The 12,384-nt window shown below is 71.5% G+C and carries 14 protein-coding genes; 13 read left to right on the forward strand and 1 reads right to left on the reverse strand.

Features of this window, described 5'->3' with window-relative positions; all coding sequences use genetic code 11:
- The coding region (locus tag ABZ914_RS34915; protein ID WP_500198496.1) for a hypothetical protein at nt 1-873 on the forward strand (873 nt) is incomplete at its 5' end.
- Nucleotides 874-920: 47 nt separating this feature from the next.
- The gene (locus tag ABZ914_RS34920) at nt 921-1,214 is read left to right on the forward strand and encodes a hypothetical protein (RefSeq protein ID WP_190867966.1); all 294 of its coding nucleotides are present in this window, start codon (nt 921-923) and stop codon (nt 1,212-1,214) included.
- Between the two features lie 233 nt (nt 1,215-1,447).
- Here ABZ914_RS34920 and ABZ914_RS34925 read toward each other — a convergent pair whose 3' ends face one another.
- Nucleotides 1,448-1,651, reverse strand: coding sequence for a BldC family transcriptional regulator (locus ABZ914_RS34925; protein ID WP_151543245.1), 204 nt, complete (start codon nt 1,649-1,651; stop codon nt 1,448-1,450).
- Between the two features lie 338 nt (nt 1,652-1,989).
- Between ABZ914_RS34925 and ABZ914_RS34930 the strand changes: the two genes are divergently transcribed.
- The 11 genes from ABZ914_RS34930 to ABZ914_RS34980 all read left to right on the forward strand — a co-directional run.
- A complete protein-coding gene (locus ABZ914_RS34930) occupies nt 1,990-2,955 on the forward strand; it encodes a threonine ammonia-lyase (RefSeq protein ID WP_500198499.1) in 966 nt (321 codons plus the stop codon).
- Nucleotides 2,956-3,000: 45 nt separating this feature from the next.
- Nucleotides 3,001-3,240 carry a DUF4229 domain-containing protein gene (locus tag ABZ914_RS34935; protein WP_387029289.1) on the forward strand — a complete coding sequence of 80 codons (240 nt, stop codon included), beginning with the start codon at nt 3,001-3,003 and terminating at the stop codon, nt 3,238-3,240.
- A gap of 56 nt (nt 3,241-3,296) precedes the next feature.
- Nucleotides 3,297-3,998: a demethylmenaquinone methyltransferase gene (locus ABZ914_RS34940; protein WP_500198500.1), complete on the forward strand. Its 702-nt coding sequence runs from the start codon at nt 3,297-3,299 to the stop codon at nt 3,996-3,998.
- A 136-nt stretch (nt 3,999-4,134) separates the two neighbouring features.
- Entirely contained in the window at nt 4,135-5,391 is a 1,257-nt protein-coding gene (locus tag ABZ914_RS34945) for a geranylgeranyl reductase family protein (RefSeq protein WP_190867958.1), read from the forward strand.
- A gap of 241 nt (nt 5,392-5,632) precedes the next feature.
- The gene (locus tag ABZ914_RS34950) at nt 5,633-5,992 is read left to right on the forward strand and encodes an NADH-quinone oxidoreductase subunit A (protein ID WP_173096814.1); all 360 of its coding nucleotides are present in this window, start codon (nt 5,633-5,635) and stop codon (nt 5,990-5,992) included.
- A 1-nt stretch (nt 5,993) separates the two neighbouring features.
- A complete protein-coding gene (locus ABZ914_RS34955) occupies nt 5,994-6,542 on the forward strand; it encodes a NuoB/complex I 20 kDa subunit family protein (protein ID WP_151543251.1) in 549 nt (182 codons plus the stop codon).
- Nucleotides 6,543-7,289, forward strand: coding sequence for an NADH-quinone oxidoreductase subunit C (locus tag ABZ914_RS34960; RefSeq protein ID WP_500198502.1), 747 nt, complete (start codon nt 6,543-6,545; stop codon nt 7,287-7,289). It begins immediately after the preceding gene.
- Nucleotides 7,286-8,632: an NADH-quinone oxidoreductase subunit D gene (locus ABZ914_RS34965; RefSeq protein ID WP_194737719.1), complete on the forward strand. Its 1,347-nt coding sequence runs from the start codon at nt 7,286-7,288 to the stop codon at nt 8,630-8,632. The genes ABZ914_RS34960 and ABZ914_RS34965 overlap by 4 nt, the downstream gene beginning before the upstream one ends.
- Nucleotides 8,629-9,411, forward strand: a complete 783-nt coding sequence (nuoE, locus tag ABZ914_RS34970; RefSeq protein ID WP_387029294.1) for an NADH-quinone oxidoreductase subunit NuoE — start codon at nt 8,629-8,631, stop codon at nt 9,409-9,411. The genes ABZ914_RS34965 and nuoE overlap by 4 nt, the downstream gene beginning before the upstream one ends.
- Nucleotides 9,408-10,706, forward strand: coding sequence for an NADH-quinone oxidoreductase subunit NuoF (gene nuoF, locus ABZ914_RS34975; protein ID WP_500198503.1), 1,299 nt, complete (start codon nt 9,408-9,410; stop codon nt 10,704-10,706). The genes nuoE and nuoF overlap by 4 nt, the downstream gene beginning before the upstream one ends.
- On the forward strand, nt 10,703-12,384 hold a 1,682-nt coding region (locus tag ABZ914_RS34980; RefSeq protein WP_500198504.1), incomplete at its 3' end, for an NADH-quinone oxidoreductase subunit G. The genes nuoF and ABZ914_RS34980, both read left to right, overlap by 4 nt.

Genomic DNA, 12,384 nt, shown 5'->3' on the forward strand with positions numbered 1-12,384 from the left:
TCGCCGCCGGACGCGGAGCGGCGCCCGGAGCCCGGGCTCCGGCCGCGCAGCAACCAGCCCCGCGACCGGTTCGGCCGGTTCCGCAAGGCCGGCCGCGACGACGACTTCGCGCTCGCCCCCGGCGCCGACCGCCCGGACGCCGCCGACGCGCGGAAGGGGCGGTACGGGCGGCGCGGCGCGGGCCGCCCCCGCCCCGGCGACTACGCGTGGAGCGACTTCGAGCTCGACGACGCGCTGCGCGTCGAGCCGTACCCGCCGGGCATGCCGCACGCGGCCGACGGCCGGCGGCACTGCGGCGTGCTGGAGAGCGTCCTGCACCGGCAGTGGGACGCGCGGCAGGGCCCGCCGCCGCCGGAGGTGATCCGGGCCGTCGACAGCCTCGCGTCGCTGCCGGAGCCGCTCAAGGAGAAGCTCGCGGGCGGCCTCGACGGCATCTACGTCGGGCCCGGCGGCGTCCCGCAGCTCGACGACATGGGCCACCTGCGCGACCGCCCGCTGCCGTCCGGCCGCGCCACCTGGGACATCTGCGCCGGCGCCTACGGCGACCGCAAGATCATCGTGGGGGACCGGCCGTCGCCGACCCCGGACGTGATGCTGCACGAGGTCGGGCACGCGCTCGACGACATCGACGGCGAGTCCGGCGGGTGGACCTCCGACAGCCCCGCCTTCCGGGAGCTGTACGAGCTGTGCCGCCCGCACCTGGCCAGCGACTTCCACCGGCAGCCCGACGCGCTCGGCCGGCGCGAGTTCTTCGCCGACGCGTTCGCCGCGATCTCGTCCCGGCAGCGGCCCGCGCTGGTCGATATGCTCGCCGGCAACATCAGGACGGCACTGGAAGTCATGCTCTTCTTCAACCGCAGATACGGCATCTAGGACCCCGTGATGCCGGCGAAGGCGATGGACTCCGAAGGTGATCGACGATGTACGTGATCCGGCTCCCCGACGGCACGCTCCGGGTGCCCCACAGCGTCCTCGCCGACCCGGGCGACGACGCGGCGGGCGCGGGTCACGACGGGGCGGAGCGGGAGCGGGGCGGGCGGATCATCGCCGACGCCTACGTGGAGATCGGGCCCGGCGATCCCGACTACGACCGGCTCCTCGGCCAGTCGCTGACCGAGGAGGAGCTGGAGGACAGGCGCCGCCGGTGGCGGGATGAGGACGCCGAGCTGGCGCGCAGGTTCGAGGAGTGGCGGGACGGCGAGGCGGAGGAGTAGCCGTGCCTGATCATCGCGCTGCCCCGGCCGCCCGGGCTGGTGGACCGGCCGCGGGAGGGCGGCGGTCCGGGCGGTTCCGAGGCGGGGGCGCACCCCCGTGCGTCCCGGCCGGTGTCGCCGGGGTCAGTGCCTTCCGAGGGGGGACGGCCCTCCGCGTCCCCTGGCCGGCGTCGTCGGGTCCGGTCTTTCCCGGGGTGGAACGACCCGCGCGCCCCCGGCCTGTTCGGCCGGGGTCAGTGGACCGAGTGCTCGGCGACCGGCTCTTCCCCGCGCAGCAGCGCGTGGACCTCGGACTCCCGGAAGCGGCGGTGGCCGCCGGGAGTGCGGATGCTGCTGATCCGGCCGGCCGCGGCCCACCGGGTGACCGTTTTCGGATCGACCCGGAAGAGGGCGGCGACTTCCCCTGGGGTCAGCAGGCGCTCGCTCGTGCTCTCCACGTTTTCTCTCCCCCTTTGTCCCGCTCTCGGCGCGGGTGGACTGTTTAACAGTGTGGCGGGTCAAGACCGATTTCTCCCTTGTTTTCGGAAAACATCACGCTCCGTAATTCGCCGAGCAGCGGCGATGACGGTCGGTGCCCACCACCTGGGCCTCCGCGGTCTCGCACACCACACTTGACCTGCCGTGTCACGCCGGCAACGGGCCCTTGACAGGTCGATGGCCGGTCGATGGCGGCGCCGGGCGAACGCGCCGGGCAAAGGCGTCTGCACCGCACTGCACCGTGCGCACGCTGACCGGCGCGTGCGGCGGTGGCCCGCCACCCCATACCCTCGTGACCATGTCCGATCTTGTCTCGCTGCCGGAGATCGAGCGCGCCGCCGAACGCCTCGCCGGCGTCACCGTGCGCACGCCGCTCGTCCCGTTCCCCGGGCCGGGCGACGGGACGGAACTGCTGGTGAAGGCGGAGTCCCTGCAGCCGATCGGAGCGTTCAAGCTGCGCGGCGCGTACAGCACCATCTCGGGGCTGCCCGAGGAGGAGCGCGAGCGCGGCGTCGTCACCCACTCCAGCGGCAACCACGCCCAGGCCGTCGCCTACACCGCCCGCGCGCTCGGCATCCCCGCCGTGCTGGTCATGCCGCACACCACCCCCGGCGTGAAGGTGGACGCCTGCATCGCGCTCGGCGCCGAGATCGTCTACGTCGAGCCGACCGCCGAGGCCCGCGAGGAGACCGCGGCCAAGCTCGCCGCCGCGCACGGCTTCACCCTCGTCCCGCCCTACGACGACGCCCGCGTCATCGCCGGCCAGGGCACCGTCGGGCTGGAGATCGTCCGCGACCGCCCGGACGTCGACGTCGTGCTCGTCCCGGTCAGCGGCGGCGGCCTGATCGCCGGCGTCGCCGCCGCCGTGAAGGCGCTGCGCCCCGAGGCGAAGGTGATCGGCGTCGAGCCCGAGCTGGCCGCCGACGCGCGCGACTCGATGCGCGAGGGGCGGCCCGTCGCCTGGGACGCCGAGAAGACCGGCCGCACCATCGCCGACGCCCTGCGCGTCCAGCGGGTCGGCGCCCTGCCGTTCGCGCACATGCGCGAGCACGTCGACGGCATGATCGCCGTCACCGAGGACGAGATCCGCCGCACCATGCGCCGCCTCGCCCGCGAGGCCCGCCTCATCGCCGAGCCCGCCGGCGCCGTCGCGACCGCCGCCTTCCTCTACCACCGCGCCGAACTCCCCGCCGGCACCACCTATGTCTCCGTCCTCTCCGGAGGCAACGTCGACCCCGCCCTCTTCCTGGATGTCCTTAGGTAACCCCCAGGAGAGATCACGATTCGGCCGGGGTAACCTCGAAGGGTCATGCGTTCCGTACTGCTCTACACCGCCGGCCGGCTGGCGATCTTCGCGGCCACGGCCGGCGTGCTCGCGCTGTTCGGGGCCCGCGGGTTCCTGCTCCTGCTGCTGGCGCTGCTGATCAGCGGCATCGTCAGCTTCGTCCTGCTGTCCGGCCAGCGCGACCGGATGTCCGCCGCGGTGACCTCCGGCCTGAGCGCCCAGCGCGACCGGTTGCAGCGCGCGAAGACCCGCGAGGACGCGTAGCCCGGTACCGCACGGGCGCCTCGATGGCGCGCGCGGGGCGGCAATAGGCTGGCCCCATGACCCGCGCCTCCTTGGATAAGAAGCCCGCCGACGTGGCGGCGATGTTCGACGGCACCGCAGAGCGGTACGACCTGCTGAACACGCTGATGACGGGCGGGCAGGACCGGCGCTGGCGGCGGGCGGCCGTCCGGGCGCTGGACGCGCGGCCGGGCGAGCGGATCCTCGACCTCGCGGCCGGGACCGGGACGTCCTCGGTGCCGTTCGCCGAGGCCGGCGCCCAGACCGTGGCGTGCGACTTCTCCCTCGGCATGCTCCGGGTGGGGGTGCGCCGGCAGGCGGGCGTGCAGCGGCTGCGCTTCGCGGCCGGCGACGCGCTGCGGCTGCCGTTCGCGGACGGCTCCTTCGACGCGGTGACGATCTCCTTCGGGCTGCGCAACGTCGCCGACACCGGGCGGGCGCTGCGCGAGCTGCGGCGGGTGGCCAAGCCCGGCGGCCGGCTGCTGATCTGCGAGGTCAGCCATCCGCCGAACCCGCTGCTCGCGCTCGGCCACAAGGCGCACCTGAAGTACGGTCTGCCGCTGCTGGCGCGGGTCAGCTCCAACCCCGACTCCTACCGCTACCTCGCCGAGTCGACGCTCGCCTGGCCCGACCAGGCGGCGCTGGCCCGGCTCGTCCAGGACGCGGGCTGGACGAAGGTGCGCTGGCGCGATCTCACCTTCGGGGTGGCGGCGATGCACCATGCGATCAACCCCGGCTGATCGCCTGCCCGGCGGGTACGGGACCGGTCCAAAACTGAACCGGCCCAGAAGTACCCACCGGTCGTGATAAAGGAATAGACTCCCCACCGGATCCTTGTGAAGTACTTCACAAGCGAACGAGCTAAAGAGGAACGCCGTGACCGACTCCACCCGACACGCGGACGTGATCGTCGTCGGGGCAGGCCCCGCCGGATCGTCGACCGCCTACTGGCTCGCGCAGGCCGGGCTGGACGTGCTCCTGCTGGAGAAGGCCACCTTCCCGCGCGACAAGATCTGCGGCGACGGCCTCACCCCGCGCGCGGTCCGCGCGCTCATCGGGATGGGCGTCGACATCAACGACCCCGGCTGGGGGCGCAACAAGGGGCTGCGCATCTACGGCGGCGGCGTGAAGGTGGAGCTGCCCTGGCCGGAGCTCGCGAGCTTCCCCGACTTCGGCCTGGTCCGCAAGCGCACCGACCTCGACCAGCTGCTCGCCGAGCACGCCGCGAAGGCCGGCGCCCGGCTGCTGCAGGGCTGCACCGTGACCGGCCCGATCCTGGACGAGCGCACCGACCGGATCAAGGGCGTCACCGCCCGGTACGAGGACGAGGACGTCGAGTTCCACGCCCCGCTGGTCGTCGCGGCCGACGGCAACTCCACCCGGCTGTCGCTGGCGATGGGCCTGCGCCGCCGCGAGGACCGCCCGATGGGCGTCGCCGTCCGGCGCTACTTCCAGACGCCGCGCCACGACGACGAGTACATGGAGGCGTGGCTCGAACTGTGGGACGGCGAGCGCCTGCTCCCCGGCTACGGCTGGGTGTTCGGCGTCGGCGACGGCACGTCCAACGTCGGGCTCGGCCTGCTCAACACCAGCAAGGCGTTCCAGAACGTCGACTACCGGGGCATGATGCGGCGCTGGTGCGCGCAGATGCCGGAGGACTGGCAGTTCGACGAGGAGCACGCGACCTCGAAGATCCGCGGCGCGGCGCTGCCGATGGGCTTCAACCGGCAGCCGCACTACACCCGCGGGATGCTGCTGGTCGGCGACGCCGGCGGCATGATCAACCCGTTCAACGGCGAGGGCATCGACTACGCGCTGGAGTCCGGCCGGCTGGCCGCCGACATCATGGTGCAGGCGCTGGCGCGGCGCACCCCCGCGCAGCGCGAGCGGACCCTGTACGAGTACCCGCGCATCCTGAAGGACGAGCACGGCGGCTACTTCACGCTGGCCCGCGTGTTCGTGCAGGCCATCGGCGACCCGCGGATCATGAAGTTCCTGACCGCGCACGGCCTGCCGCACCCCACCCTCATGCGGTTCACCCTCAAGCTGCTCGCCAACCTGACCGACCCGAAGGGCGGCGACGCGATGGACCGGGTCATCAACGCGATGCAGAAGGTGGCGCCGGCGGCATGAGCGAGTTCCGGAGGCTCCCGCAGATATCGCTGTTCGCCGCGAAGTCGCAGGTGAGCGGACTACAGTGCATTACCCGACCCCCTGAGGGGAGTGCTATTGATCACCTTGGCTAGGGTGGCGACCCGTGCTCGTGAGAATTTTCACGAGCGTGTGAAGGGTCACGCCGCCGAGGCGCGCCGGTCCGGCCCCGGACCCCGCGCCCCGTACAGCGTCGTACGTACCGAGGAGGGGCGGTAGAGACATGGATCTCTATGTTCCGATCATCGTGCTGGGAGCGCTCGCCGCCGTCTTCGCCGTCGGCTCGGTGGCGATGGCCTCGCTCACCGGCCCGAAGCGCTGGAACCGCGCGCGGCTGGACGCCTACGAATGCGGCATCGAACCGACCCCGCAGCCGGTCGGCGGCGGGCGGTTCCCCGTCAAGTACTACCTGACGGCGATGCTGTTCATCGTCTTCGACATCGAGATCATCTTCCTGTACCCGTGGGCCGTCGCCTTCGACCACATGGGCATGTTCGGCCTCGTGGAGATGGTCCTTTTCATCGTCACCGTTCTCGTCGCCTACGCCTACATCTGGCGTCGCGGCGGTCTGGAGTGGGACTGACATGGGTCTTGAGGAGAAACTCCCCAGCGGGTTCCTGCTGACGACGGTCGAGCAGGTCGCGGGCTGGGCGCGCAAGAGCTCGGTGTGGCCGGCGACGTTCGGCCTGGCGTGCTGCGCGATCGAGATGATGGCGACCGGCGACCCGCGGCACGACTTCTCCCGCTGGGGGATGGAGCGCGCCTCCGCGACGCCGCGGCAGGCCGACCTGATGATCGTCGCGGGCCGGGTGAGCCAGAAGATGGCCCCGGTGCTGCGGCAGATCTACGACCAGATGACCGAGCCCAAGTGGGTCATCGCGATGGGCGTGTGCGCCTCGTCCGGCGGCATGTTCAACAACTACGCGATCGTGCAGGGCGTCGACCACATCGTCCCGGTGGACATCTACCTGCCCGGCTGCCCGCCGCGGCCGGAGATGCTGCTGGACGCGATCCTCAAGCTGCACGACAAGATCCAGAACACCAAGCTCGGCCCGCAGCGCAAGAAGCAGATCGTCGAGCTGGAAGAGGCCAAGCGCCGCCAGCTGCCGCTGCTGGGACAAGGAACGGTTTAGATGTCTTCCGAGAACCCTGAGCAGAGGGCCGAGCAGGGCGCCGACCAGCTGCCCGCGCAGGCCGAGGAGGAGCGCCGCGAGCAGCCGATCGCCCGCACGGGCATGTTCGGCGCCAAGACGACCGGCGACACCTCCGGATACGGGCGGCTGGTCATCCGGCAGAGCCCGAAGGTCACCGCGCCGCGCCCCTACGGCGGGCCGGACGGCGCCGCCGAGGCCGGCGAGTTCGACGAGATCGCCGACGAGCTGGAGCGCGCGCTCCCCGACTTCGGCGACGCGATCGAGCGCGTCGTCGTGCACCGCGGCGAGCTGACGTTCTTCGTCAAGCGCGAGCGGCTCCTGGACGTCGCGCGCACCATGCGGGACGAGCCGACGCTGCGCTTCGAGCTGTGCTCCGGCGTCTCCGGCGTGCACTACCCGAAGGACGAGGGCGCCGAGCTGCACGCGGTCGTGCACCTGCTGTCGATCACCCACAACCGGCGCGTGCGGCTCGAGGTCACCTGCCCGGACGCCGACCCCCACGTCCCGTCGCTGGTGCCGGTGTACCCGACGTGCGACTGGCACGAGCGCGAGACCTACGACTTCTTCGGGATCGTCTTCGACGGTCATCCGGCCCTCACCCGCATCGAGATGCCCGACGACTGGGTCGGCCATCCGCAGCGCAAGGACTACCCGCTCGGCGGCATCCCCGTCGAGTACCGAGGCGCGGAGATCCCCCCGCCGGACGAAAGGCGGTCGTACGTATGAGCTCCACGAAGTACACCGAGTACGACGCCTACGCCGCCGAGGAGGCGGCCGAGGGCCGCGTGTTCGACGTCAACGGCCAGGACTGGGACCAGGTCGTCGCGGGCGCCGAGGACCTCGGGGACGAGCGCCTCGTGGTCAACATGGGCCCGCAGCACCCGTCCACGCACGGCGTCCTGCGGCTGATCCTCACGCTCGACGGCGAGACCGTCGACGACTGCCGGGTGGGCATCGGGTACCTGCACACCGGCATCGAGAAGAACATGGAGTACCGCACCTGGACGCAGGGCACCACGTTCTGCACGCGCATGGACTACCTCGCGCCGATCTTCAACGAGACGGCGTACTGCCTGGGCGTGGAGAAGCTGCTGGACGTCACCGACCAGGTGCCGGAACGGGCCCAGATCATCCGCGTGATGATGATGGAGCTGAACCGGATCTCCTCCCATCTGGTCGCCATCGCCACGTTCGGCCTCGAACTGGGCGCGACGACCGTCATGCTGAACGGCTTCATCGAGCGCGAGTACACCCTTGACCTCTTCGAGGAGATCACGGGTCTGCGGATGAACATGGCGTACGTCCGTCCGGGCGGCGTTGCCCAGGACCTGCCGAGCGGTGCGCTCAGCAAGATCCGCGACTATCTCGACCGGATGCCCAAGCGGATCCAGGCGATGCGGAAGCTGATGGACGCCAACCCCGTCTATCTGGCCCGGACCAGGGACATCGCGTATCTCGACCTTACCGGGTGCATGTCGCTGGGCATCACCGGCCCCATGCTTCGCGCGACCGGTCTGCCGTGGGATCTGCGCAAGTCGCAGCCCTACTGCGGCTACGAGACCTACGACTTCGAGGTCGCGACGCAGGACACCTGCGACGTGTACGGCCGCTATCTCGTGCGGATGCAGGAGATGGAGGAGTCGCTGAAGATCGTCGAGCAGTGCGTGGAGCGGCTGCAGCGGGTCAAAGGCCCGGTGATGATCGAGGACAAGAAGATCGGCTGGCCGGCGCAGCTCGCGATCGGCGCGGACGGGATGGGCAACTCGCCCCGGCACATCGCGCACATCATGGGCACCTCGATGGAGGCGCTGATCCACCACTTCAAGCTGGTGACGGAGGGCTTCCGGGTGCCGGCGGGGCAGGCGTACTCGCACATCGAGTCGCCGCGCGGCGAGCTCGGCGCGCACGTGGTCAGCGACGGCGGCACCCGCCCGTACCGCGTGCACTTCCGCGAGCCGTCCTTCGTCAACCTGCAGGCCGTGCCCGCGATGGCCGAAGGCGGCATGGTCGCCGACGTCATCGCCGCGGTGGCCAGCATCGACCCGGTCATGGGGGGAGTGGACCGATGACGTTCGAACCGGAGGTGCGCGAGCGCCTCGAACGCGACGCCAAGCAGATCATCGGCCGGTATCCGAAGCCGCGGTCGGCGCTGCTCCCGCTGCTGCACCTGGTGCAGTCGGAGGAGGGGCACGTCTCGCAGGACGGCATCGAGTTCTGCGCCGAGCAGCTCGGCATCACGCCGGCCCAGGTGACGGGCGTGTCGACGTTCTACACGCAGTACAAGCACGAGCCGGTCGGCGAGTTCCACGTGGGCGTGTGCATCAACACGCTGTGCGCGGTGATGGGCGGCGACCAGATCTGGCAGGAGCTGACCGAGCACACCGGGGTCGGGCACGACGAGGCCACCCCGGACGGCAAGGTCAGCCTGGAGCGGATCGAGTGCAACGCGGCCTGCGACTTCGCGCCGGTGATGATGGTCAACTGGGAGTTCTTCGACAACATGACTCCCGAGAAGGCCAAGCGGCTGGTCGACGACCTGCGCGCTGGTAAGGAAGTGCTTCCTTCGCGCGGCCCGAACAAGCTGTGCAGCTGGAAGGACGCGTCCCGGGTGCTCGCCGGGTTCCCCGACGGCCGCGCCCACGAGGGCGTCCAGGCCGGGCCCGAGTCGCTGCGCGGCCTGGAGCTGGCCAAGCAGCGCGGCTGGGAGGCCCCGTCCGCCGACACCGGCCGGGAGGCCCCGGAGGAGCCGGTCCGACCGGGGGAGATCACCGATCCGCCGCCCAACGAGCCGGGCAAGCCGATCGGCGGCGACGTGAAGCCGGGCAGCCAGGAGGGGCGGAACCAGTGACCACGCTCACCCCGATCCTCACGAAGAACTGGGACCAGGCCGACTCGTTCACCCTCGCGGGCTACGAGCGCGAGGGCGGCTACCGGTCGCTGCGCAAGGCGCTCGGGATGGCGCCGGACGACATCGTCCAGCTGGTCAAGGACTCCGGCCTGCGCGGCCGCGGCGGCGCCGGGTTCCCCACCGGCATGAAGTGGGGGTTCCTGCCCGCCGAGAGCCCGAACCCGCGCTACCTCGTCGTCAACGCCGACGAGTCCGAGCCGGGGACCTGCAAGGACATCCCGCTGATGATGGCGAACCCGCACGTCCTCGTGGAGGGCGTCATCATCAGCTCGTACGCCATCAAGTCGAACCAGGCGTTCATCTACGTGCGCGGCGAGGTGCTGCACGTGATCCGCCGGCTGCAGCAGGCGGTCGCCGAGGCGCGCGAGGCCGGCTACATCGGCACGAACATCCTCGGTTCCGGCTACGACCTGGACGTGGTCGTGCACACCGGCGCCGGCGCCTACATCTGCGGCGAGGAGACGGCGCTGCTGGACTCCCTCGAAGGGTTCCGCGGTCAGCCCAGGCTCAAGCCCCCCTTCCCGGCGGTCTCGGGCCTGTACGGCGGCCCCACCGTCATCAACAACGTCGAGTCGATCTCATCGGTTCCCTCGATCGTGGAGAACGGCGCCGACTGGTTCACCTCGATGGGCACCGAGAAGTCCGCGGGCTACGGGATCTTCTCGCTGTCCGGGCACGTCACCCGGCCCGGGCAGTACGAGGCGCCGCTCGGCATCACGCTGCGGGAGCTGCTCGACATGGCGGGCGGGATCCGCGCGGGGCACCGGCTGAAGTTCTGGACGCCCGGCGGGTCGTCCACCCCGATCTTCACCGACGAGCACCTGGACGTGCCGCTGGACTTCGAGTCCGTCGGCGCCGCCGGGTCGATGCTCGGCACCCGCGCCCTGCAGATCTTCGACGAGACGACCTGCGTCGTCCGCGCGGTGCTGCGCTGGTCGGAGTTCTACGCGCACGAGTCGTGCGGCAAGTGCACGCCGTGCCGCGAGGGCACCTACTGGTACAAGCAGATGCTCAAGCGGCTGGAGGCCGGCCAGGGCAAGGAAGAGGACCTGGAGACGCTCCTCGACCTGTCCGACAACATCCTCGGCCGCTCGTTCTGCGCCCTCGGCGACGGCGCGACGAGCCCGGTGGTCTCGTCGATCAAGCTGTTCCGGGACGAGTACCTCCAGCACTTCGAGCAGGGCGGCTGCCCGTTCGACCCGGCCAAGTCCACCCTCTGGGGAGGTGCGAAGTGACCGTCACCGACGACAAGTCGGCGGTGGAGAAGCCGGTCGAGATGGTCTCCTGCACCATCGACGGCTTCGAGATCGAGGTGCCGAAGGGCACGCTGATCATCCGGGCCGCCGAGCTGCTCGGCATCCAGATCCCGCGGTTCTGCGACCATCCGCTGCTGGACCCGGTCGGGGCCTGCCGGCAGTGCCTGGTGGAGATCCCCGACGCCGGCAACGGGCGCGGCATGCCGAAGCCGCAGGCGTCCTGCACCACCACGGTGATGCCCGGGATGGTCGTCAAGACCCAGCTCACCTCGCCGGTCGCCGACAAGGCGCAGCACGGCGTGATGGAGCTGCTGCTGATCAACCACCCGCTGGACTGCCCGATCTGCGACAAGGGCGGCGAGTGCCCGCTGCAGAACCAGGCGATGTCCAACGGGCGCGGCGAGTCCCGGTTCGTCGAGACCAAGCGGACGTTCCCCAAGCCGATCCCGCTGTCCAGCCAGGTGCTGCTGGACCGGGAGCGCTGCATCCAGTGCGCCCGCTGCACCCGGTTCTCCGACCAGATCGCCGGCGACGCGTTCATCGACCTGTTCGAGCGCGGCGCGAAGGAGCAGGTCGGCGCGGCCGACGGCAAGCCGTTCCAGTCCTACTTCTCCGGCAACACGGTGCAGATCTGCCCGGTCGGGGCGCTGACCGGCGCCGCGTACCGGTTCCGGTCCCGGCCGTTCGACCTGGTGTCGCAGCCGAGCGTCTGCGAGCACTGCGCGTCCGGCTGCGCGCTGCGCACCGACCACCGGCGCGGGAAGATCACCCGCCGGCTGGCCGGGGACGACCCGCAGGTCAACGAGGAGTGGAACTGCGACAAGGGCCGCTGGGCGTTCACCTACGGGACGCGCCCCGAGCGGCTCACGCACCCGCTGATCCGCAACGCCGACGGCGAGCTGGAGCCGGCGTCGTGGCCGGAGGCGCTGACCGTCGCGGCCCGCGGGCTGGCGGCGGCGCGCGGCTCCGCGGGCGTGCTGACCGGCGGCCGGGTCACCCTTGAGGACGCCTACGCCTACGCCAAGTTCGCGCGGATCGCGCTCGGCACCAACGACGTCGACTTCCGCGCCCGGCCGCTGTCGGACGAGGAGACGCGGTTCCTCGCCTCCTCCGTCGCGGGCCGCCCGATCGAGGTGTCCTACGCCGACCTGGAGAAGGCGCCCGCGGTCGTCCTCGCCGGCTTCGAGCCGGAGGAGGAGTCCCCGATCGTGTTCCTGCGGCTGCGCAAGGCGTTCCGCAAGAACGGGCTGAAGGTGTTCGGGATCGCGCCGTTCGCGACGCGCGGCCTGCGGAAGGTCGGCGGGACGCTGCTGGCGACGGCGCCCGGCTCGGAGTCGGAGACGCTCGGCTCGCTGATCGGCGACCCGTCGCGCGCCGGCGTCCGCGCCCTGCTGGAGACGCCCGGCGCCGTCATCATGCTGGGCGAGCGGCTCGCCGCCAGCCCCGGCGCGCTGACCTCGGCGGTCCGGCTGGCGCAGGTGACCGGGGCCCGGCTGGCGTGGGTGCCGCGCCGGGCCGGGGAGCGCGGCGCGATCGAGGCCGGGGCGCTGCCCGGGCTGCTGCCGATCGGCCGCCCCGTCACCGACCCGGAGGCGCGCGCCGAGGTCGCCCGCGCCGGGGGGGGGGCGGGCCTGGCCGCGGGGGCCGGCGGGGGCGC

The sequence above is a fragment of the Spirillospora sp. NPDC046719 genome (genome assembly GCF_040645715.1).
GTDB lineage: Bacteria > Actinomycetota > Actinomycetes > Streptosporangiales > Streptosporangiaceae > Spirillospora.